Below are 21,919 nucleotides of genomic sequence, written 5' to 3' on the forward strand. Positions count from 1 at the left end.
GTCAATGGTCCCGGTGAGGCCCGTGAGGCCGATCTGGGTGTGGCGTCGGGCAATGGCAAGGGTCAGATCTTCGTGAAGGGCGAGGTCATCAAGACCGTGCCCGAGTCGAAGATCGTCGAGACGCTCATCGAGGAAGCCCTGAAGATCGCCGAGCAGATGGAGAAGGACGGCATCGCCTCCGGCGAGCCCGAGGTCTCCGTCAGCTGAACCCGATACCCCGCACCACAGCGCCCCGCCCGACGAACCCCGTCCGGCGGGGCGCTGCCGTGAGCGACCTCACGGCCTGCCCCAGCCCCTGTTCACAGGCACGGGCGGCACGGACGATCCGCTTCGGTTAAAGTGCGGAAATCAGCAGACCGTATGGTGAGGCCCCCTCGTGTTGACGCAGACCACCACCCGGGTCCTCGAACCCAGCGACCTCGGAGCCGCTCTCGCCATCCTGGAGAGCGAGCCCGTCGCCAACGCCTTCGTGACGTCCCGGGTCCAGATCGCAGGCCTCGACCCCTGGCGCCTCGGCGGCGAGATGTGGGGCTGGTACGCCGACGGACGGCTCCGCTCGCTCTGCTACTCGGGCGCCAACCTCGTCCCCATCTGCGCCACCCCCGAAGCCGTCCGGGCCTTCGCCGACCGCGCCCGCCGGGCCGGCCGCCGCTGCTCCTCGATCGTCGGCCCCGCCGAACCCACCGCCCGGCTGTGGCGGCTGCTCGAACCCGGCTGGGGACCGGCCCGCGAGGTCCGGGCCCATCAGCCGCTGATGGTCACCGAGAGCCCGTCCGCCGAAGTGACCCCCGACCCCCTGGTCCGCCGGATCCGCAAGGACGAGATGGACGTCCTGATGCCGGCCTGCGTGGCGATGTTCACCGAGGAGGTCGGCATCTCCCCGCTCGCGGGCGACGGCGGACTCCTCTACCAGGCCCGCGTCGCCGAACTCATCGGAGCCGGCCGCTCGTTCGCCCGGATCGACGACGGCAAGGTCGTCTTCAAGGCGGAGATCGGCGCCGCGACCCCGCAGGCCTGCCAGATCCAGGGCGTCTGGGTCGCCCCCGAACACCGCGGCCGCGGCCTCTCCGAAACCGGCATGGCGGCGGTCCTGCGCTACGCGCTCGCCGACGTCGCCCCCGTCGTCAGCCTCTACGTGAACGACTACAACACCCCCGCGCGCCGGTCCTACGCCCGGGTCGGCTTCAAGGAGACCGGCGCGTTCATGAGCGTGCTGTTCTGACCGGCCGGTGGCCGACGGCCACCCATCCGTACCCCGTTGCCCACCGGGGCCAGTAGGGTCGGCGCATGGCAGCAGTTTCCGGGGGCGGCCCCCGCACTCCCAGCGTCCGGATCGGGCCGGTCGACCTCGCCGCGCGCGTGGACGAGGCGCTCGCCGTACAGGCCCTCGCCTTCGGCCTGGGGCCCGAAGAGGTCGAGGTACGGCGCCACATCGTCCTCAGACACCTCGACCACCCCCACGCCCGCGCCCTCGGCGCCACCACCCCCGGCGGACGGCTCGTCGGCTTCGTCTACGGGATGCCGAACGAGCGCGGCCAGTGGTGGTCCACCGTCGTCGAGCCGTACCTCCGCGCCACCGGCAGCGTGCACTGGCTCGACGACTCGTTCGTCATCACCGAACTGCACGTCCTGCCGGAGTTCCAGAACCGGGGCATCGGACGCGCGCTGATCACCACCATCACCGACGCGGTCGACCAGCCCCGGTCGATCCTCTCGGCCATCGACACCGAGAGCCCGGCACGTGGCCTGTATCGCAGTCTCGGCTACCAGGACCTGGCCCGGCAGGTGCTCTTCCCCAGCGCTCCCAAGCCCTATGCGGTGATGGGAGCCCCGCTCCCCTTGCGTCGCAAGGGCTAGGCCCTCTCGTTACCTCGGACAATGGATTTCCGCCCACCCGCACCGCCCGGCTAACCTCCTGCACATCACCCTTCCGAGCAGGAGTTCATCATGGCCCAGGTCCAGCGCATGTCCCGATTGATGATCAAGACACTGCGCGACGACCCGGCCGACGCCGAGACGCTCAACCACAAGCTGCTCGTCCGGGCCGGATACGTACGTCGCACCGCGGCCGGAATCTGGACCTGGCTGCCGCTCGGCAAGAAGGTCCTGGAGAACATCACCCGCGTCGTGCGCGAGGAGATGGACGCCATCGGCGGCCAGGAGGTGCTGCTGCCCGCGCTGCTGCCCAAGGAGGCGTACGAGGCGAGCGGCCGCTACGACGAGTACGGCGACCTGCTGTTCCGGCTCAAGGACCGCAAGGGCGCCGACTACCTCCTCGGCCCCACCCACGAGGAGATCTTCACCCAGGTCGTCAAGGACATGTGCTCGTCCTACAAGGACCTGCCCGTGATCCTCTACCAGATCCAGACCAAGTACCGCGACGAGGCCCGCCCCCGCGCCGGTGTGCTGCGCGGCCGCGAGTTCCAGATGAAGGACTCGTACTCCTTCGACACCACCGACGAGGGTCTCGCCGAGGCGTACCAGCTGCACCGCGCCGCCTACATCCGGATCTTCGAGCGCCTCGGCCTCGATCACCGGATCGTCTCCGCCGTCTCCGGCGCCATGGGCGGCTCCGCCTCCGAGGAGTTCCTGGCGCCCGCGCCCGCCGGCGAGGACACCTTCGTCGACTGCCCGAACTGCGACTACGCCGCCAACACCGAGGCCGTCACCTTCAAGGCGGTCGCCGCGGACGGCTCCGCGCACGGCCCCGTCGAGGAGCTGGACACCCCCGACACCCCGACCATCGAGACCCTTGCCGCACACCTGGGCGTCGAGGCCTCCGCGACCCTGAAGAACCTGCTGGTCAAGGTCGACGGCGAGATCGTGGCCGTGGGCGTGCCCGGAGACCGCGAGGTCGACCTCGGCAAGCTCGGCGAGCACCTCGCGCCCGCCGTCGTGGAACTGGTCACCGCCGAGGACTTCGAGGGCCGCGAGGACCTGGTACGCGGCTACGTCGGCCCGCAGGGTCTGGAGAAGGTCCGCTACATCGCCGACCCGCGCATCGCCGCCGGCACCGCCTGGATCACGGGTGCCAACAAGGAGGGCAAGCACGCGAGGAACGTCGTCGCGGGCCGTGACTTCGAGGTCGACGACTACCTCGACGTCGTCGTCGTCGAGGCGGGCGACCCCTGCCCCAACTGCGGCAGCGGTCTCCGCGTGGACCGCGCCATCGAGATCGGCCACATCTTCCAGCTCGGCCGCAAGTACGCCGACATCTTCTCGCTCGACGTCCTCGGCCAGCAGGGCAAGCCCGTCCGCGTCACCATGGGCTCGTACGGCATCGGCGTCTCCCGCGCCGTCGCCGCGCTCGCCGAGCAGACCGCCGACGACAAGGGCCTGTGCTGGCCCCGCGAGATCGCCCCGGCCGATGTGCACGTCGTCGCGGCGGGCAAGGCGCTCCAGACCGAGCTGGCGCTCGACGTCTCCGAGAAGCTGAACGCCGCGGGCCTGCGCGTCCTGGTCGACGACCGTCCGGGCGTCTCGCCCGGCGTCAAGTTCACCGACTCCGAGCTCATCGGTGTGCCGAAGATCCTGGTCGCCGGCCGCCGCTCGGCCGAGGGCGTCCTGGAGCTGAAGGACCGCCGCACCGGCGAGCGCGAGGAGCTCACCGTCGACGAGGCGATCGCCCGCCTCACCGCCTGACAGCCACGGAAGGCCGCAGGCCCCCGCGCGATGCGCGGGGGCCTGCGGCCTTCCGTCGTCTCACAGCCAGCTCGCGAACTCCAGCGTCAGCTCGCCCTCCTGGCGGCGGCCGGCCGCCAGCGCCCGGGTGCCCGACTCCACCGCACGGAACAGTGTCCAGCCGTGCAGCCGCTCCCGGTCCACGTCCAGCGAATCGGCCAGCTTCTTGACCCGGCGGCGGGCCGTCACCGCGCCGCCGGGCGAGGCGATCAGATCCTCGACACGGTCGCGCACCAGCCGCGCCAGATCGTAGGCACGCTCACCGACCAGCGGCTCCGGGCCGACCGTCAGCCACGGCACCCGCTCCCCGGCCAGCACCTTGCTCTGCCGGAAGTTGCCGTGCAGCAGCAGGAGTTCGGGGGAGTGGGCGACCAGCTCCGCGCGCGCCGCGAGCGCCGCGGAGACCAGCGGCTCCAGGCCCGGGTCGGCCGCAGCGCTCGCCCGCATCGGCCCGACCCGGCTCCCGGTCCGTTCGGCGACCGTCTCGAAACCGTGCCCGGCCGGCGGCTCGACCCACAGCCGGCGCACCGTCCCCGCCGCCTCCAGCAGCGCCTTCGCCTCGGGCAGCGAGCGCAGCGACACCTCGGGGTGCAGCCGCTCCAGCAGCAGTGCGCCGGGTCCGGCGGCGACGAGCTGCACCGCGCCCCAGCCGTTCCAGTGGGCCAGCGCCGCCCGCTCCAGCTCGGGCTCGGCCCCGGGCGGCGCGATCTTCAGCGCGGCCGGGGTGCCGTCGGCACAGGTCACCAGCAGGACCAGACTGCTGCGGCCGCCCGGGGCGGCGACCCGCTCCACGGTGATGTCCGGCCCGGTGGCGGACAGCGCTTCCTCGGTCAGTGCGGGAAGCCGCGCGAGCCAGTCGGCGGCGCCTTCGTCCCCGTACGACTCGCCCAGCGCCCGCACCAGACGCTGCGGCGGTTCGAAACCCATACGTGCCTTGTTCCCTTTCAGAGCTCTTTCAGTGCGTCCCACCGGACCCGTTCGTCCCACCGGCCCCGCTCTTCGCGGCGCTGTCCGCCTTCGCGGCGGCCCCGGCCTTCGCGCCGGTGCCTTCGGAGGCCCGTTCCGCGAGCCCGGGAAAGGCTACGCCGCCGCCCCGCCAGCGGACCGAGCGCACCGCGGCCTCCCGCAGCGCGTCGGCGGCCTCCCGCCTGAGCGGCCCCTCGGCGGCCCGTACGAGATCGGAGTACACGCCCGCGACCCGGTCCTCCAGCACGGCCGCCAGCCGCACCGCCGCGGCCGGGTCCGGCACGGCGAACGGCAGAGCGTACGCGGCCTGCGCCGCCACCGGCACACCGCCCAGCCCGCGCACGGTCCGCGCCAGCGCGTCGCGCCGGGCCCGGTGCGCGTGGTGGGCCGCCGTCGCCTCGGCCCGGCGGCCCTCGCCGACCCGGCCGCCGACCACCCCGTACCCGTACACCGCCGCGTGTTCGGCGGCCAGGGCCGCCTGTGCGGCCTTCCGTGTCCCGGCGCTCATGACGAGGTCTCCTTGGCCAGTTCGGTCAGCAGATAGGCGTGGGCCGCGCCCGCCGCCGCGATCGACGCCAGCAGCCGGGCCAGCTCCGGCGGGGCCTCCATCAGGGCCGCCAGACGCGCGTCCGCGGCACGGCGCTCCGCAGCGGCCAGCTCCCTGACGGCGGACCCGGCGTCGGTCGCGCGCGACCGCGTGAAGGCGAGCGCCTGCGCGCCGCCGGGAGCCAGTGCCTTCGCGTGGGCGCGTACGGCGTCCCGCAGCGGCGCGAGCCCCGCGGCGGTCGCCGGATGGGCCCTGGCCACGTGCTCGTACCCGCCGAGCAGTTCCAGACTGGTCCGGGCGGCCGCCGCCCGGACCTTCTTCTCGGCCCGTGCCGCCGAGGCCTGCTCGGCCGCGGTCGCCGCCCCGGACCCGCCGGAATCCTTCTCGCGTTCGGGCCCGTCACCGCAGCCGGCCAGCACCGCCCCCAGGGCGATCGCTCCCGTCGCGCCGAACACACCTCTGCGCGTCGTCCCCGTGCGCCGCACTTGTTCTCCTTCGGGCCTGGTGTCCTGGCCCTGACTTGACTGGATCTGTCCTGAAGTGATCACCGCAGGCGAGCGTACCCGCGGCCGGGGAGCCGGCGGACGGCAACACCCCTCGGGACCGGATACCCTTTGACCTGACACGCGACGATCCCCACAACAGCACACGCGGCCGAGGAGTCACCCGGATGAGCACCACCCAGAGCGAGAGGCTGCGCGGGCTGCTCGAACCGCTCGTCAGCGCCGAACAGCTGGATCTCGAAGAGATCGAGGTGTCCCGGGTCGGCCGCCGCCGCGTACTGCGGATCGTCGTGGACTCCGAAGAGGGCGTCGAGCTGGACGCCTGCGCCGACCTGAGCCGCGCGATCTCCGAGAAGCTCGACGAGACCGATGTGATGGGCGACGGCGAGTACAACCTCGAAGTCACGTCCCCCGGTGCCGACCGTCCGCTGACGGAGCACCGCCACTACGTACGTGCCACGGGCCGCCTGGCCAAGCTCCACCTGCGCGAGGGCGGCGAGCTGGTGGCCCGCATCCTCGCCGTGGACGAAGAAGGCCTCGACCTCGAAGTGCCGGGCGTCAAGGGCCGCAGGCCCACGTCCCGCCGGGTCGCCTTCGACGAGATCGCCAAGGCGCGCGTGGAGATCGAATTCAGCCGCAAGGACAAGAAGGAAGAGGAGGCGTAGCCGTGGACATCGATGTGAAGCTCTTGAAGGGCTTGGCACAGGACAAGGAGATCCCCTTCGACGTGCTCGTCGAGGCGATCGAGTCGGCCCTCCTCATCGCCTACCACCGTACTGACGGAAGCCACCGCCGCGCGCGAGTGAAGCTCGACGAGCGCGGCCACGTGACGGTGTGGGCGAAGGAGGACCCGGCCGACCTGGAAGAGGGCCAGGAGCCCAAGGAGTTCGACGACACCCCGTCCGGGTTCGGCCGGATCGCCGCGACCACCGCCAAGCAGGTCATCCTGCAGCGGCTGCGCGACGCCGAGGACGACCGGACGTTCGGCGAGTACGCGGGCCACGAGGGCGATGTGGTCACCGGCGTCGTCCAGCAGGGCAAGGACCCGAAGAACGTCCTGGTCGACATCGGCAAGCTGGAGGCGATCCTGCCGGTGCAGGAGCAGGTGCCGGGCGAGGAGTACACCCACGGCCTGCGGCTGCGCACCTACGTCGTACGGGTCGCCAAGGGCGTCCGGGGTCCGTCCGTGACGCTGTCGCGGACCCACCCCAACCTGGTGAAGAAGCTCTTCGCGCTGGAGGTTCCGGAGATCGCCGACGGTTCCGTCGAGATCTGCGCCATCGCCCGCGAGGCCGGTCACCGCACCAAGATCGCGGTCCGTTCGACCCGTTCCGGGCTGAACGCCAAGGGCGCCTGCATCGGCCCGATGGGCGGCCGGGTGCGCAATGTCATGGCCGAGCTGCACGGCGAGAAGATCGACATCGTGGACTGGTCGGACGACCCGGCCGAGATGGTGGCCAACGCGCTGTCGCCCGCACGGGTGAGCGAGGTCGAGGTCGTCGACCTCGGCGCCCGGTCCGCCCGGGTCACCGTGCCGGACTACCAGCTGTCGCTGGCGATCGGCAAGGAGGGGCAGAACGCCCGCCTCGCCGCCCGTCTCACCGGCTGGCGCATCGACATCCGTCCGGACACCGAGACCGACGCCGAGCGCGACGTCGCCGACCGGGAGCGCGCCGAACGGGCCCGCGAGCGGTCCGAGCGGCGCTGAACCGGCGCCGTCGGGAATATTTCTCGGTGGCAATGCCGCTGAGATCACGACAACATCCGTTCGATTTTTGCCCCAAAGGGGTGAGGTCGGTGCGGGGAGGTAGACTTAGCCGTGTCTGGCCGGACGCACGCCCGTGCTTGCCCTGAGCGAACCTGTGTGGGATGCCGGGAGCGGGCGGCCAAGAGCGAGCTGCTGCGCATCGTCGCGGACGGGGACGCCTGCGTCCCCGATCCTCGCGGTACGCTGCCCGGCCGGGGTGCATATGTACACCCCGCCTCCGTCTGTCTGGACCTGGCGGTTCGCCGCCGGGCCTTCCCCCGGGCCTTCAAGGCCAAGGGGCCGTTCGACCCCGCCGCAGTGCAGCGGTTCGTCGAGCGGGTGACACAGTAAGAAATGAACGGCACGGGTCCCCGTGCGGTCAGGTACCTCGCGAGTTGGAAGTAGGTCGAGATTGCGATGAGCACTCGATGAGTACGCGATGAGTACGCCCATGAAGTAGCGACGGTCCGGCGGTAACCCGGACCTAAAAGGAGCGAAGTGGCTAAGGTCCGGGTATACGAACTCGCCAAGGAGTTCGGCGTCGAGAGCAAGGTCGTCATGGCCAAGCTCCAAGAACTCGGTGAATTCGTCCGTTCGGCGTCCTCGACGATCGAGGCGCCGGTTGTACGCAAGTTGACTGACGCACTGCAGGGGCCCGGCGGCAACGCCGGCAAGTCCGCTGCAAAGCCTGGCGCGCCCCGCAAGGCGACGCCCGCAAAGCCCGCGGCGCCCTCCCCGGCCGCCGCGGCACGTCCCGCTGCCCCGAAGCCCGGCGCCCCGGCTCCCAAGCCGGCCCCCGCCGCCCCGGCGAGCAGCACCCCCGCAGCGCCTTCCGCGCCGTCTGCCGGCCCGCGTCCGGGCCCGAAGCCCGCGCCGAAGCCCGCTCCGGTGACCCCGGTGCCCGCCGCCGAGTTCTCGGCTCCGGCTCCGGCCCAGCCGGCTGCCCCGCAGCAGGCCCCGCGTCCCGCGGGTGCCACCCCCGGGCCCCGTCCCGCCCGTCCGGCCCCGGCCGGCGGTCAGCGTGACGGTGGCCAGCGCGACGGCGGCCGCGGTGGCGAGCGCGGCGGCGACCGCCCCGCGCGTCCCGCCGGCCAGGGTGCCCCGCGCCCCGGCGGCAACCGTCCGGCCGGTCCCCGTCCGGGCAACAACCCCTTCACCTCCGGTGGCTCGACGGGCATGGCCCGTCCGCAGGCGCCCCGTCCCGGCGGCGCCCCGCGTCCCGGTGGCGGCCAGGACCGTCCGGGCGCCCCGCGTCCGCAGGGCGGCCCCGGTGGCGCTCCGCGGCCCCAGGGCCAGGGCGGCGCCCGTCCGACCCCGGGCGGCATGCCCCGTCCGCAGGCTCCCCGTCCGGGCGGTGCCCCGGGTGGTAACCGTCCGAACCCGGGCATGATGCCGCAGCGTCCCGCTGCCGGCCCGCGTCCCGGTGGTGGCCCCGGCGGTGGCCGTGGTCCCGGCGGCGGCGGCGGTCGTCCCGGCGGCGGTGGCGGCGCAGGCCGTCCCGGCGGCGGTGGCTTCGCGGGCCGTCCGGCCGGTCCCGGTGGCGGTGGCGGCGGTTTCGCCGGTCGTCCCGGTGGCGGCGGCGGTGGCGGTGCGGGCCGTCCCGGCGGTGGCGGCGGCTTCGGCGGTCGTCCCGGCTTCGGTGGACGTCCCGGCGGCCCCGGTGGCCGTGGTGGCACACAGGGTGCGTTCGGCCGTCCCGGCGGTCCCGCGCGTCGTGGTCGCAAGTCGAAGCGGCAGAGGCGCCAGGAGTACGAGGCCATGCAGGCCCCGTCGGTGGGCGGCGTCATGCTGCCTCGCGGCAACGGACAGTCCGTCCGCCTGTCGCGCGGTGCCTCGCTGACCGACTTCGCCGAGAAGATCAACGCCAACCCGGCGTCGCTCGTCGGCGTGATGATGAACCTCGGCGAGATGGTCACTGCCACGCAGTCCGTCTCCGACGAGACGCTGAAGCTCCTCGCGGACGAGATGAACTTCGTCCTTGAGATCGTCAGCCCCGAGGAGGAGGACCGCGAGCTGCTCGAGTCCTTCGACATCGAGTTCGGTGAGGACGAGGGCGGCGAAGAGGCCCTGGTCTCGCGTCCGCCGGTCGTGACCGTCATGGGTCACGTCGACCACGGTAAGACCCGACTGCTGGACGCGATCCGCAAGACGAACGTCGTTGCGGGCGAGGCCGGCGGCATCACGCAGCACATCGGTGCGTACCAGGTCTCCTCCGAGGTCAACGGTGAGGACCGCCGCATCACCTTCATCGACACCCCGGGTCACGAGGCGTTCACCGCCATGCGTGCCCGTGGTGCGAAGTCCACCGACATCGCGATCCTCGTGGTGGCGGCGAACGACGGTGTGATGCCCCAGACGATCGAGGCGCTGAACCACGCCAAGGCGGCCGACGTGCCGATCGTGGTCGCGGTCAACAAGATCGACGTCGAGGGCGCGGACCCGACCAAGGTGCGCGGTCAGCTCACCGAGTTCGGTCTGGTGGCCGAGGAGTACGGCGGCGACACGATGTTCGTCGACATCTCCGCCAAGCAGGGCCTCAACATCGAGTCCCTCCTGGAGGCCGTCGTCCTCACCGCCGACGCCTCGCTCGACCTGCGGGCCAACCCGGAGCAGGACGCGCAGGGTATTGCGATCGAGTCCCACCTCGACCGCGGCCGCGGTGCCGTCTCCACCGTCCTCGTCCAGCGCGGAACGCTGCGCATCGGCGACACGATGGTGGTCGGCGACGCGTACGGCCGCGTCCGGGCGATGCTCGACGACAACGGCAACAACGTCGAGGAAGCGGGTCCGTCGACCCCCGTCCTCGTGCTCGGTCTCACCAACGTCCCGGGTGCCGGCGACAACTTCCTGGTGGTCGACGAGGACCGTACGGCCCGTCAGATCGCCGAGAAGCGTGCCGCCCGTGAGCGCAACGCCAACTTCGCCCGCAAGGGTGTCCGGTTCTCCCTGGAGAACCTGGACGAGGCGCTCAAGGCCGGTCTGGTCCAGGAGCTCAACCTCATCATCAAGGGCGACGCGTCCGGTTCGGTGGAGGCTCTCGAGTCCTCGCTGCTCCAGCTCGACGTCGGCGACGAGGTCGACATCCGGGTCCTGCACCGCGGTGTGGGTGCGGTCACCGAGTCGGACATCGACCTGGCGACCGGCTCCGACGCCATCGTCATCGGCTTCAACGTCCGCGCTGCCGGGCGTGCCCAGCAGATGGCGGAGCGCGAGGGTGTCGACGTCCGCTACTACTCGGTGATCTACCAGGCCATCGAGGAGATCGAGGCGGCCCTCAAGGGCATGCTCAAGCCGGAGTACGAAGAGGTCGAGCTCGGTACGGCGGAGATCCGCGAGATCTTCCGCTCGTCCAAGCTGGGCAACATCGCCGGTGTGCTGGTCCGCTCCGGCGAGGTCAAGCGCAACACCAAGGCGCGCCTGCTGCGCGATGGCAAGGTCATCGCGGAGAACCTCAACATCTCCGGTCTGCGCCGCTTCAAGGACGACGTCACCGAGATCCGCGAAGGCTTCGAGGGCGGTATCAACCTCGGAAACTTCAACGACATCAAGATCGACGACGTCATTGCGACGTACGAGATGCGCGAGAAGCCGCGAGGCTGATCAACGGGGAATCCCGGGGGGGAAACCCCCGGATCTCTCCTCAACAGTCGGGGCCGGTCGACGGGTCGTATTTCCGTCGATCGGCCCCGGCCGTTCCGTGTACGGTTCTGGTGTCCCTGCCAAGCACCGGCAGGGCGCGAACCCGAACCGGCGGGACATCCGGACATACATGTATGTGGGGACACTGTCCTTCGATCTGCTTCTCGGCGACGTACGGTCGTTGAAGGAGAAGCGCTCCGTCGTCCGTCCGATCGTCGCCGAGCTCCAGCGGAAATACGCGGTGAGCGCGGCGGAGGTGGGCGGTCAGGATCTCCATCGCAGGGCCGAGATCGGCCTTGCCGTGGTCTCCGGGGACACCGGACACCTCACAGATGTTCTGGACCGGTGCGAGCGACTGGTGGCCGCACGGCCGGAAGTGGAGCTGCTGTCCGTACGGCGGCGGCTGCACAGCGACGAAGACGATTGAGCAAGGCGAAGAAGGAGACGGACCAGTGGCCGACAACGCGCGGGCGAAAAAGCTGGCGGACCTCATCCAGGAGGTGGTCGCCGAGAAACTGCAGCGCGGTATCAAGGACCCGCGTCTGGGTACGCACGTGACGATCACGGACACCCGGGTCACCGGTGACCTGCGGGAGGCCACGGTCTTCTACACGGTCTACGGCGACGACGAGGAGCGGGCGAGCGCCGCGGCCGGTCTGGAGAGCGCCAAGGGCATCCTGCGGTCTGCGGTCGGAGCGGCGGCGGGGACGAAGTTCACGCCCACGCTGGCCTTCGTGGCGGACGCCCTGCCGGGCAACGCCAAGGCCATCGAGGACCTCCTCGACCGGGCGCGTGCCTCGGACGCACGGGTGCGCGAGGCGTCCTCGGGCGCCACGTACGCCGGTGGTGCCGACCCGTACCGCAAGGCGGATGACGAGAACGACGAGGACACCGCCTCCGAATGACACCGCAGAAAACGCCGGACGGCCTTGTCATCGTCGACAAGCCGTCCGGCTTCACTTCGCACGACGTCGTCGCCAAGATGCGCGGCATCGCCCGCACCCGCCGGGTCGGCCACGCCGGCACCCTGGACCCGATGGCGACGGGTGTTCTCGTGCTCGGTGTCGAGAAGGCCACCAAGCTGCTGGGCCATCTCGCACTGACCGAGAAGGAGTACCTCGGCACGATCCGGCTCGGCCAGAACACCGTCACGGACGACGCGGAGGGCGAGATCACCTCGTCCACCGACGCCTCCGGGGTGACCCGGGACGGCATCGACGCCGGCGTCGCGGCCCTGACCGGACCGATCATGCAGGTGCCGTCCAAGGTCAGCGCCATCAAGATCGACGGCAAGCGGTCCTACGCGCGGGTGCGCGGCGGCGAGGAGTTCGAGATCCCGGCCCGGCCGGTGACAATCTCGTCCTTCAACGTCTACGACGTACGCCAGGACGTCGCCGAGGACGGCACACCGGTCGTCGACCTGGTCGTCTCGGTCGTCTGCTCCTCGGGTACGTACATCCGCGCGATCGCCCGGGATCTGGGCGCCGGACTCGGCGTGGGCGGTCATCTGACCGCGCTGCGCCGCACCCGGGTCGGGCCCTACGGACTGGACGCGGCGCGGACGCTCGACCAGCACCAGGAGGAGCTGACCGTGATGCCGGTGGCCGAGGCCGCCGCCTCGGCGTTCCCCCGCTGGGACGTGGACGAGAAGCGCGCCAAGCTGCTGCTGAACGGCGTACGGCTGGACATGCCGGCCTTCCCGCCGGGACCGGTCGGCGTCTTCGGGCCCGACGGGCGCTTCCTGGTCCTGGTGGAGGAGCAGAAGGGCAAGGCCAAGAGCCTCGCCGTCTTCGCCTGACCGGAGACCTCATCGTGGAGCGGGCGGGGCAGATCCCTGCGCCCGCTCCACGGTCCCCCACATGTTCTGTCCACCGGACGCCGGCAATTCACCCCAATGGGCAGGCGCTCGGAGTGAATCAGGGGTGTATTCGGGGGCGCTTTTACAACGAGCGGCGCAGGCGGCGATCATCGGACCTAACGTCGGACCATGGCAAGCGGGGACCGGGCAGCGCTGGTACGTATCTGCGATTCGGCCGGTCGGCCGCGGGGGAGCGGGTTCGTCGCGGACGACCGGGGCACGGTACTGACCAGCCACGAGGCCGTCGACGGCGCCACTCGGCTCGTCCTGCACGGAGCGGGCGGCCGCAGCCGCACCGTCGAGGCCGGCGACATCACCGCGCTGCCGGAGCTGGACCTCGCCCTGCTGCACCCCGGGGGCCCCGCCGGGCTGGGCGTGGAGCCCGCCCCGATCGCCCTGCGGGACCGGATCGACGCCGGTACGTACGTGACGATCGCCGCGCACGGCTGGCGCGAGGCCCGGGTACTCGGCACCACCCCCGTGACATACACCGCGAACGGCCGCTGCCACCCGATCGGAGCGGCCCTGGAACTGGCGCTCGGCACGGACGGCAGGGACGCGCTGCGGCTCGGCGGTACGGCCGTGGGCGGGCCCGTCGTCGACCCGGCCAGCGGCGCGGTCGTCGCCGTGCTGGGCGGCGCGCTGCGCGCCGGGCACGAGGGCGCGGGGTTCGCCGTGCAGCTCCGCGCGGCGGGCACCGGCGGCCCGTTCGACGAGCTGCTGCGGCGCAACGCGACGAGCGTTCCCGGGTACGGACGCGACCTGAATCTCGCGGGCGCCCTGCACCTCACCGCGACCTCGCTCGGCTCGGCGGGCGGCCCCGACGCCCCGTCCGATCCGGTCGAACGCCCGGACATCAGCGCGGAGTTCGCCGCGTTCGCGGACCCGGACCGGCCTTCGTCCGCGCCGGACGGCCCCGTCGTCGTCCTCGCCCTCGTCGGAGCACCGGGCACCGGCCGCACCACCGAACTCGCCGCGCTCACCGCACGCCGGGCACGTGGCCCGGTGCCCGCCCCCACCCTCTGGCTGCGCGGCGCCGATCTGCTGGCCGACGACACCTCGGTGGCCGACGCCGTCGCCCGTACGCTGCGCCGGGCCGGACGCATCGTGACCGCCGCCGGAGCCGGGGGCGACATGTCGACCGCCGGCCCCGAGCGGGTGGCCCGGCTGGCCGAGGAGTCCGGGAGCCCGCTGCTCGTGCTGCTGGACGGCCCCGAGGAGATGCCGCCCGCGCTGGCCCACGAGTCGGCCCGGTGGACCGCCGCCACCGTCGAATGGCTGCGGGACAACGGGGCGCGGCTGGTCGTCGCCTGCGGACCCGAGTACTGGGAGAGCACCGGGGCGCTCTGCCCGGCCGGCGCGCTGCACCGCCCCGCCCGGCCGGCCGGGCGGCTGCCGCCGGCGGTCCGCCTCGGCGACCTCACCGCGGGCCAGGCGGCACGGGCCGCCGAGCGGTACGCCGTCCCGCCCGGAGCACTTGCACCCGGCCACGACCGGCACCCGCTCACCCTGCGCCTGCTCGCGGAGGTGCGCGCCGCACTGCCCGGGGACGTCGCCGGGCAGCCCGACACCGAGGAGGTCTTCGCCGCTCACCTGGACCTGATGTGTCTGCGCGTCGCGGTCCGGATCGCGGCGGCGTCCGGCCCGGCGCTGCGGGGCGGCGCCGTCCGCAGGCTGGCCGCGCGGGTGGCGGGGCAGGTCCACGAGGCGGCGCGGCGCTGTCTGGGCCCCGGACAGGGGGAGCTGGGCCGGGAGGCCTTCGAGGAGGTCTTCCCCTGGCGCACGGGCTGGGCGTCGGCCGTCCTCACCGAGGGCCTGCTCGTCCCGGCGGGTGCCGGATACCGCTTCGCGCACGAGGAGCTGGGGGACTGGGTGCAGGGCGCCCACCTGGACGTGGATGCGGCGCTGCACGCCCTGGTGCACCGGTGGCACGCGCAGGAGGAGCGGAACAGGCGGCCGGGGGCGGCGGCCGACGAACGCCGTGTCCCGCGTCCCCGGCAGCCGGGGACGGGCCGCGCGGCCCTGCCGGGAGCGGCGGCGACCGGGCCGCGCACCTTGCCCGTACCCCGCCACCGCATCGGCCCGGTGATCCAGGCGCTGCTGCTCCTGGGCCGCCGGAAGGGCCCCGCCGTGCTCTCCCACCAGCTGGCCGATCTTATCGAGGCACTGGACCGGCTGTCGGCGCGGACGGATCCCGCGGCGGACGCCGCCACGGTCCGGGAGGCCGCCCCCGGCGGTGCCTGGGCGCCGGGGCACGACGCCCGCTGGTGGGCGGTCCGGCTGCTCTCCGAGACCCTGCTCCGGGTGCCCGACGCCCGTCCGTATCTGGGCGTGCTGCGGCTCCTGGCCGGGCGGGTGGTACGCCGGGCGGCCTCCGGCGGGCCGGGAGGACCGGGGACGTACGCCGCGTTCGGGCCGTGGTTCTGGCGGCGGCTCAGGCTCTCCGAGAAGGACCGGATCGACCTGTTCCGGCGGCTCGTCCCCGCCGACGGCCCGCACCGCGGCGAAGCGCGCGGCGACGGAGACCGGGCCCGCGGCACGTGCCCCGACGGCGACGGCGGTGAGCGGTTCCTGGACGCCGTGGCGAGACGGCTCGTGGACCGGCCCCGCACCGTGCAGCCACTGCTCTGCGACTGGTTCACCGACGAGCGGCCGCTGCCCGCCGGGGACGGGGACGCGCTCCGGCCGACCGTGGCGGCCGCCGCCCAGGCGCTCCTCTACGCCCGCCGGGACCTGGCCCTCGACGAGCTCACCGACGCACTCGTCGCGACCCCCCACCCCAGGGCCGAGGAGCTGCTCGGCGCGCTGGCCGAGGACGAGCCCTCCGCGCTCTGCCGGGCCGTCCACCGCTGGGCCCACGACGAGGACCGGAGCGCCCACCGCGCCGCAGCCGCCTCGTACGCCCTGGTCACCGCCGCCCACGCCACCCTCGACGCCGACCGCGCGCTGCTGCGCGGATCGGTCCTCGCCCTGCTGGCCAGACCGGCCGACACCGCCCTGCACGGGGCCGCGCTCACCCTCCTCGTACAGGATCCGGAGACCAGGGACCGCTGCCTTCCGCAGGCGCTCCGGGCCTTCGTCGCGGGCGGGCCCGCACCGTCCGCCGAGGCGCTAGCCGTCGCCCTGCCCTCCCACCCGGAGCAGGTGCTCGCCGCGTACCGGGAACGGCTCACCCGGCCCGACGACGGGGCGGGCGAGGCACTGTGCGCCCTGGCCGGGATCGACGCCCCCGCGCTCGCCCTGCACACCGCCGGACTGGTGCGCGCCTACATCGACAGCCACCCCGACGACGCCGTGCACGCGGCCTCGTACCTCGATCGGAGACTGGAGCGCGGCCCCGCCGCCCGCGCCCTGCTGCTGCCCCTGGTGACCGGGCTGCTGCGGGACCGCCCCGTTCCGCCGCCGGTACGCGGCGCACTCGCCGGGGTGCTCGCCGCGCCCGGAAGCCCCGCCTCCGGGCCGCTGCGGGAACAGCTGCTGGAGGTTCTGCTGGACTTCGAGCAGGACGCCCACCGGGATCCGGTCGTGCTCGACGCGCTGCTGCGGGCCGCCGCGGCCGGCTCCGGCACCCGAGCCCCGGCCCGCACCCGCGCCCTGGTCCACCGCACCGGGACGCTGCTGGTCCGCACCCCCGAGGGCGCGGTCCGCTTCGACCGCCGACTGGTCGAGCTCGCCCGTGACGTGCCCGGATTCGCCACCCTGGTCACCGGGTGGCTGGCCGACGCGCCACCGGAATGGGCGGCGCTCGTCGGCCCCGGCGCGCGGCGGATGGTGGAGGCGCTGGGAAGCCCGAAGGCGATGCCGATGCAGGCCGCGCGGCGTGAGCATGGCAGTCTTAGACCTGCGTAAGAGACAAACCCACGTACACAGGTTCGGGCGAGGAGCGGTCAGAGTGCAGCGCTGGCGTGGCTTGGAGGACATCCCCCAGGACTGGGGACGCAGCGTCGTCACCATCGGCTCCTACGACGGGGTGCACCGCGGACACCAGCTGATCATCGGCCGGGCCGTGGAGCGCGCCCGCGAGCTGGGCGTGCCCTCGGTCGTGGTGACCTTCGACCCGCACCCCAGCGAGGTCGTACGGCCCGGCAGCCACCCGCCGCTGCTCGCCCCGCACCACCGGCGCGCCGAGCTGATGGCGGAGCTCGGGGTGGACGCGGTGCTCATCCTGCCGTTCACCACCGAGTTCTCGAAGCTGGCACCGGCCGACTTCATCGTGAAGGTGCTCGTCGACAAGCTGCACGCGCAACTGGTCATCGAAGGTCCGAACTTCCGCTTCGGCCACCGGGCGGCCGGCAACGTACAGCTGCTCACCGAGTTCGGCGAGACCTACGACTACCGCGTCGAGGTCATCGACCTCCGTGTGAGGGGCGAGGCGGGCGGCGGCGAGCCGTTCTCCTCCACCCTCACCCGGCGACTGGTGGCCGAGGGCGACGTCGCGGGCGCAGCCGAGATCCTGGGCCGCCCGCACCGGGTCGAGGGCATCGTGGTCCGCGGCGCGCAGCGCGGCCGTGAGCTCGGCTTCCCCACGGCCAACGTGGAGACCCTGCCGCACACCGCGGTCCCCGCCGACGGCGTCTACGCGGGCTGGCTGAACGTGAACGGCGAGGCGATGCCCGCCGCGATCTCGGTCGGCACCAACCCGCAGTTCGACGCCACGGAGCGGACGGTGGAGGCGTACGCGATCGACCGCGTCGGCCTCGACCTGTACGGGCTCCATGTCTCGGTGGACTTCCTCGCGTATGTGCGCGGGATGCTGAAGTTCGACTCGATCGACGAGCTGCTCGTGGCGATGGCCGCCGATGTGAAGCGGTGCAGCGAGCTGGTCTCCGCGTACGAGCGCGGCTGAACCCCTTCCCGTACGGGACCACGCGGGGCCGGGACCGTCGTCTCCTCGACGGTCCCGGCCCCGCGTGGTGATCCCGGCCTACGCCGGTGCCTTCGCGGCCGCGATCGCCCAGTGGCACGCCACCTGGGTCTCGCCGCCGCCCGCGAGCACCGGCAGATCCTTCGTACGGCAGTCGTCCGCGACGCCCGCCCGTTCCGCCTCGCCCGAGGCCAGCACCTGGCAGCGGGCGTGGAACCGGCAGCCGGACGGCACCCTGGACGGGTCCGGCGGCTCACCGGTCAGGATCACCGGTTCGGCCCCGGACTCCGGAAGCACCGACAACAGTGCCTGGGTGTACGGATGCCGAGGGGCCGTCAGGATCTCCTCGACCTTGCCGGTCTCCACGATCCGCCCCAGGTACATCACCGCGACCCGGTCCGCGATGTTCCACGCCAGGCCGAGATCGTGCGTGACCACCAGCGCGGACAGGCCCAGCTCGTCGCGCAGCCGCAGCAGCAGCGCCAGGATCTCGCCGCGCACCGAGGCGTCCAGCGAGGCCACCGGCTCGTCGGCCACGATCAGCTCCGGCTCCAGCACCAGCGCGCCCGCGATCACGACCCGCTGGCGCTGACCGCCGGACAGCTCGTGCGGATACCGCAGGAAGAACCGCTCGGGCGGCCGCAGCCCCGCCCGCGACAGCGCCCCGGCGACCGCCGCCCGCTCGTCCCCCGCGTACCCGTGGATCCGCAGGCCCTCGGCGACGGCGTCGTACACCGTGTGTCTCGGATTGAGCGAACCACTGGGGTCCTGGAGTACCAGCTGGACCCGCTTGCGGTACCTCTTCAGCGCCCGGCTCGCGTAGTCGAGCGGCTTGCCGCCGAAGGTGACCTGCCCGGACGTCGGCGGGACCAGGCCCAGCAGCGAACGGGCCAGCGTCGTCTTGCCGCAGCCGGACTCGCCGACCAGCGCGACGATCTCGCCGGGCCGGATGTCCAGGTCGACGCTGTCCACGGCGCGCGCCGGGGCGGCCCCGCGCCGGCCGGGGAAGGTGACATGCAGCCCCTGGGCACTGAGCAGGGGAGTAGTGGTGGGTGTCATGGTGTGCTCCTTGCTTCCTCGGCGCCGGGCAGGGCCGGCACCGCGGCCGCCCCCGGCCCCACCAGCACACAGGCGGCCCGCCGCTGCGGGCCCGCGTCGCGCAGCTCCTGGTCCTCGCTCGCGCAGGAGTCCAGGGCCACCGGGCAGCGCGGGTGGAAGGTGCAGCCGCCGGGCAGCGCCGACGGGTCCGGCGGATCGCCGGGCAGCCCGCGGGGCGCGAACCGGGAGGCCGGGTCGCCGATGCGCGGAAACGCGCCGGACAGGGCCTTGCCGTACGGGTGGTGCGCGTTCTCGTAGACCTCGGACGCCGGGCCCTCCTCGACGACCCGGCCCGCGTACATCACCGCGAGCCGGTCGCAGGTGTCCGAGAGCACCGCGAGGTCATGGCTGATCATGATCAGGCCGAGGTCCTGCTCGGACACCAGCTGCTCGATCAGCCGCAGGATCTGGGCCTGGATCATCACATCGAGGGCCGTGGTCGGCTCGTCCGCGATGATCAGCCCCGGGTCGCAGGCGAGCGCCATCGCGATCATCACGCGCTGCCGCTGCCCGCCGGAGAGCTCGTGCGGGTAGGCGGAGGCGCGGGCGGCGGGCAGCCCCACCTGCTCCAGCAGCTCGCCCGCCCGCTTCGCCGCCGCGACCCGGGTCGCCTTGCGGTGCAGCAGGATCGGTTCGGCAATCTGGTCCCCGATGCGATGCACCGCGTTGAGCGAGTGCATCGCGCCCTGGAAGACGATCGACGCCCCCGCCCAGCGCACCGCCCGGACCTGGCCCCACTTCATGGCGAGGACGTCCTCGCCGTTCAGCAGGATCCGGCCGGACACCTTCGTACCGGCGGGCAGCAGCCGCAGCAGCGCGAGCGCCAGCGTCGACTTCCCGCAGCCCGACTCACCGGCGATGCCGAGCTTCTGCCCGGCGTCGACGGAGAGGTTCACGCCACGGACGGCCTGTGCTCCGCCGGCGTACGTCACCGTGAGGCCCCGTACGTCGAGCAGCGGTGTCTTCAGGATGCTCGTCGTGCTCAACGGGCCACCCCCAGCTTGGGATTGAGGACGGACTCGATGGCACGGCCGCACAGCGTGAACGCCAGCGCCACCAGGGCGATGGCGATGCCGGGCGGTGCCAGGTACCACCAGTCGCCCGCGCTCACCGCGCCCGCCTCACGGGCGTCCTGGAGCATGCCGCCCCACGAGGTGGTGGTCGGGTCGCTGAGGCCGAGGAAGGCCAGGGTGGCCTCGGTGAGGATCGCGCTGGAGATCACCAGCGTGGTCTGCGCGAGCACCAGCGGCATCACGTTCGGCAGCACGTGCCGGACCATGATGTGCCCGTGGCCGCCGCCCAGCGCACGGGCGCGTTCGATGTACGGGCGCGACTCCACGGCGAGCGTCTGGGCCCGGACCAGCCGGGCCGTGGTCGGCCAGGTGGTCACCCCGATCGCGATGATGACCGTCCACATCGAGCGGTCCATCACCGTGGCGAGCGCGATCGCGAGGACCAGGGTCGGCATCACCAGGAACCAGTCGGTGATCCGCATCAGGACCGTCGAGTACCAGCCGTGGAAATGGCCCGCGACGATGCCGACGACCGTACCGATGGCGACGCACAGGAACGCCGCGAGCAGGCCGACCGTCAACGAGACCCGGGTGCCCCACACCAGCAGTGCCAGCACGCTGCGCCCGAACTGGTCGGTTCCCAGGGGGAATTCACCGCTCGGTGACTCCAGCGCGCCGCCCGGGGCGCCGGTGACGCTCTGCGAGTCGGAGCCGACGAGCTGCGGCGCGAACAGGGCGACCAGCGCGATCAGGACGAGCGCGGCCAGACCCCACAGCCCGCTGCGGTGGCTCCGGTACTCCCGCCAGAAGCGGGCCATGGACCGGCGCTTGCGCGCGCGGGCCAGCGCACGCGGATTCTGCGCGGCCTCCGCCTTCGTGGGCGTGGGCGTGGGCATGGATTCGGTCGTCATCGGCCCACCCGGGGATCGAGCAGCGGATAGAGCACATCGGCAAGGGTGTTCGCCAGGATCACCGCGGTGGCGAAGACGAAGAACAGCCCCTGTACGAGCGGGAGATCGGGCACGCTGAGCGCCTGGTAGAAGAGGCCGCCGAGGCCCGGCCAGGAGAACACCGTCTCGACCAGGATCTGTCCGGCGACCACATGCCCGAGGTTCACGAACATCAGGGTGAAGGTCGGCAGCATCGCGTTCGGCACGGCGTGCTTGCGGCGCACGACGTCGTCCCGCAGTCCCTTCGCGCGGGCCGTCGTCAGATAGTCGCTGCCCATCTCGTCGAGCAGCGAGGAACGCATCACCAGGAGAGTCTGCGCGTATCCGACCGCGACCAGTGTGATCACCGGCAGGACCAGATGGTGCGCCACGTCGAGGATGTAGGCGAAGCCGGTCTCGTTGCCCGACTCCAGCCCGCCCGTCGGGAACATCCCGGGGATCGGGCCGATGCCCACCGAGAAGACGATGATCAGGAGCAGGCCCAGCCAGAACGACGGCACCGAGTAGAGCGTGAGCGCGAACGCGGTGTTGAAGCGGTCGCTTGCGGAACCGTTTCGCCAGGCGGTACGGGTGCCGAGCCAGATGCCGAGCGCGGTGTACAGGACGTACGACGTGCCGGTGAGGAGCAGGGTCGCCGGAAGCGCCTCGATGATCTTGTCTATGACCGGCGCGTGGAACTGGAACGAGGTGCCGAAATCGCCCGTGAGGGCGTCGCCGACATACGTCGTGAACTGCTGCCACATCGGCTGGTCGAGTCCGAACTGACGCCGCAGCGACGCGAGTTGTTCGGCAGATACGGGCCGGCCGCCCGTCATCTGCTTCACCGGGTCGCTGGGAATGAGCCGGAACAGGAAGAAGCTGGTGACCAGGACCGCGAACAGCGAGACCGCTGCTCCCGCGATCTTGGCCGCCACGTATTGGAGATAGGCCTTGGTGTTGCGCGCCCGTGGACCGCGGGCGGCCGGCGGTCCGGCCGGAGCCGGGCCTTCGGTGTCCGCGTCCGCGATCTGCACGAGCGCCGGAGTGCTGTCAGCTGTCATGGGGAACTCTCGT

General features: G+C 72.6%; 20 protein-coding genes. 13 read left to right on the forward strand and 7 right to left on the reverse strand.

Features of this window, described 5'->3' with window-relative positions; genetic code table 11:
- From ABZ622_RS33920 to ABZ622_RS33935, 4 genes are all read left to right on the forward strand, one after another.
- A partial coding sequence (locus ABZ622_RS33920; RefSeq protein ID WP_360549891.1) for a flavodoxin-dependent (E)-4-hydroxy-3-methylbut-2-enyl-diphosphate synthase occupies positions 1-207 on the forward strand: 207 nt, incomplete at its 5' end.
- Between the two features lie 169 nt (positions 208-376).
- Positions 377-1,222 (forward strand): GNAT family N-acetyltransferase, encoded by an 846-nt coding sequence (locus ABZ622_RS33925; protein ID WP_266911526.1) that lies wholly within the window; start codon positions 377-379, stop codon positions 1,220-1,222.
- A gap of 65 nt (positions 1,223-1,287) precedes the next feature.
- Entirely contained in the window at positions 1,288-1,857 is a 570-nt protein-coding gene (locus ABZ622_RS33930; protein WP_360549894.1) for a GNAT family N-acetyltransferase, read from the forward strand.
- 90 nt (positions 1,858-1,947) lie between these two features.
- Positions 1,948-3,642, forward strand: coding sequence for a proline--tRNA ligase (locus ABZ622_RS33935; RefSeq protein ID WP_259934767.1), 1,695 nt, complete (start codon positions 1,948-1,950; stop codon positions 3,640-3,642).
- A 60-nt stretch (positions 3,643-3,702) separates the two neighbouring features.
- Here the strand turns inward: ABZ622_RS33935 and ABZ622_RS33940 are convergent, their stop codons facing one another.
- From ABZ622_RS33940 to ABZ622_RS33950, 3 genes are read right to left on the reverse strand one after another with little or no spacing between them, the layout of a single operon-like run.
- Complete coding sequence (locus ABZ622_RS33940) at positions 3,703-4,608, reverse strand: aminoglycoside phosphotransferase family protein (protein ID WP_360549896.1); 906 nt, start codon at positions 4,606-4,608, stop codon at positions 3,703-3,705.
- Between the two features lie 28 nt (positions 4,609-4,636).
- Positions 4,637-5,155, reverse strand: coding sequence for a DUF4439 domain-containing protein (locus ABZ622_RS33945; RefSeq protein ID WP_360549898.1), 519 nt, complete (start codon positions 5,153-5,155; stop codon positions 4,637-4,639).
- A complete protein-coding gene (locus tag ABZ622_RS33950) occupies positions 5,152-5,679 on the reverse strand; it encodes a hypothetical protein (protein WP_360549900.1) in 528 nt (175 codons plus the stop codon). Before ABZ622_RS33950 ends, ABZ622_RS33945 begins: the two co-directional genes overlap by 4 nt.
- Positions 5,680-5,864: 185 nt before the next feature.
- On the opposite strand from ABZ622_RS33950, the gene rimP reads away from it, so the two are divergent.
- The 9 genes from rimP (at position 5,865) to ABZ622_RS33995 (ending at position 17,787) form a co-directional block, all read left to right on the forward strand.
- The gene (gene rimP / locus ABZ622_RS33955; protein ID WP_360549902.1) at positions 5,865-6,362 is read left to right on the forward strand and encodes a ribosome maturation factor RimP; all 498 of its coding nucleotides are present in this window, start codon (positions 5,865-5,867) and stop codon (positions 6,360-6,362) included.
- Between the two features lie 2 nt (positions 6,363-6,364).
- A complete protein-coding gene (nusA, locus tag ABZ622_RS33960; protein ID WP_072489327.1) occupies positions 6,365-7,405 on the forward strand; it encodes a transcription termination factor NusA in 1,041 nt (346 codons plus the stop codon).
- Positions 7,406-7,516: 111 nt separating this feature from the next.
- Positions 7,517-7,795, forward strand: coding sequence for a YlxR family protein (locus ABZ622_RS33965; RefSeq protein WP_360549905.1), 279 nt, complete (start codon positions 7,517-7,519; stop codon positions 7,793-7,795).
- A gap of 147 nt (positions 7,796-7,942) precedes the next feature.
- The gene (gene infB / locus ABZ622_RS33970) at positions 7,943-11,044 is read left to right on the forward strand and encodes a translation initiation factor IF-2 (RefSeq protein WP_360549907.1); all 3,102 of its coding nucleotides are present in this window, start codon (positions 7,943-7,945) and stop codon (positions 11,042-11,044) included.
- Between the two features lie 169 nt (positions 11,045-11,213).
- The gene (locus tag ABZ622_RS33975; protein ID WP_072489324.1) at positions 11,214-11,510 is read left to right on the forward strand and encodes a DUF503 domain-containing protein; all 297 of its coding nucleotides are present in this window, start codon (positions 11,214-11,216) and stop codon (positions 11,508-11,510) included.
- Positions 11,511-11,535: 25 nt separating this feature from the next.
- Positions 11,536-11,988, forward strand: a complete 453-nt coding sequence (gene rbfA, locus ABZ622_RS33980) for a 30S ribosome-binding factor RbfA (RefSeq protein WP_124716079.1) — start codon at positions 11,536-11,538, stop codon at positions 11,986-11,988.
- Positions 11,985-12,881 carry a tRNA pseudouridine(55) synthase TruB gene (truB, locus tag ABZ622_RS33985; protein WP_266911508.1) on the forward strand — a complete coding sequence of 299 codons (897 nt, stop codon included), beginning with the start codon at positions 11,985-11,987 and terminating at the stop codon, positions 12,879-12,881. Before rbfA ends, truB begins: the two co-directional genes overlap by 4 nt.
- A 189-nt stretch (positions 12,882-13,070) precedes the next feature.
- Positions 13,071-16,790 carry a serine protease gene (locus ABZ622_RS33990; RefSeq protein WP_360549910.1) on the forward strand — a complete coding sequence of 1,240 codons (3,720 nt, stop codon included), beginning with the start codon at positions 13,071-13,073 and terminating at the stop codon, positions 16,788-16,790.
- Between the two features lie 43 nt (positions 16,791-16,833).
- The gene (locus ABZ622_RS33995; protein WP_360549912.1) at positions 16,834-17,787 is read left to right on the forward strand and encodes a bifunctional riboflavin kinase/FAD synthetase; all 954 of its coding nucleotides are present in this window, start codon (positions 16,834-16,836) and stop codon (positions 17,785-17,787) included.
- Between the two features lie 78 nt (positions 17,788-17,865).
- Here the strand turns inward: ABZ622_RS33995 and ABZ622_RS34000 are convergent, their stop codons facing one another.
- From ABZ622_RS34000 to ABZ622_RS34015, 4 genes are read right to left on the reverse strand one after another with little or no spacing between them, the layout of a single operon-like run.
- Complete coding sequence (locus tag ABZ622_RS34000) at positions 17,866-18,864, reverse strand: ABC transporter ATP-binding protein (RefSeq protein ID WP_360549914.1); 999 nt, start codon at positions 18,862-18,864, stop codon at positions 17,866-17,868.
- Entirely contained in the window at positions 18,861-19,889 is a 1,029-nt protein-coding gene (locus ABZ622_RS34005) for an ABC transporter ATP-binding protein (RefSeq protein ID WP_360549916.1), read from the reverse strand. Before ABZ622_RS34005 ends, ABZ622_RS34000 begins: the two co-directional genes overlap by 4 nt.
- Complete coding sequence (locus ABZ622_RS34010; protein WP_360549918.1) at positions 19,886-20,827, reverse strand: ABC transporter permease; 942 nt, start codon at positions 20,825-20,827, stop codon at positions 19,886-19,888. The genes ABZ622_RS34005 and ABZ622_RS34010 overlap by 4 nt, the downstream gene beginning before the upstream one ends.
- Positions 20,824-21,906: an ABC transporter permease gene (locus ABZ622_RS34015; protein ID WP_360549920.1), complete on the reverse strand. Its 1,083-nt coding sequence runs from the start codon at positions 21,904-21,906 to the stop codon at positions 20,824-20,826. The genes ABZ622_RS34010 and ABZ622_RS34015 overlap by 4 nt, the downstream gene beginning before the upstream one ends.
- Positions 21,907-21,919 lie beyond the last annotated feature (13 nt).

It is taken from the genome of Streptomyces sp. NPDC007164 (assembly GCF_040634135.1).
GTDB classification, from domain to species: domain Bacteria; phylum Actinomycetota; class Actinomycetes; order Streptomycetales; family Streptomycetaceae; genus Streptomyces; species Streptomyces sanglieri.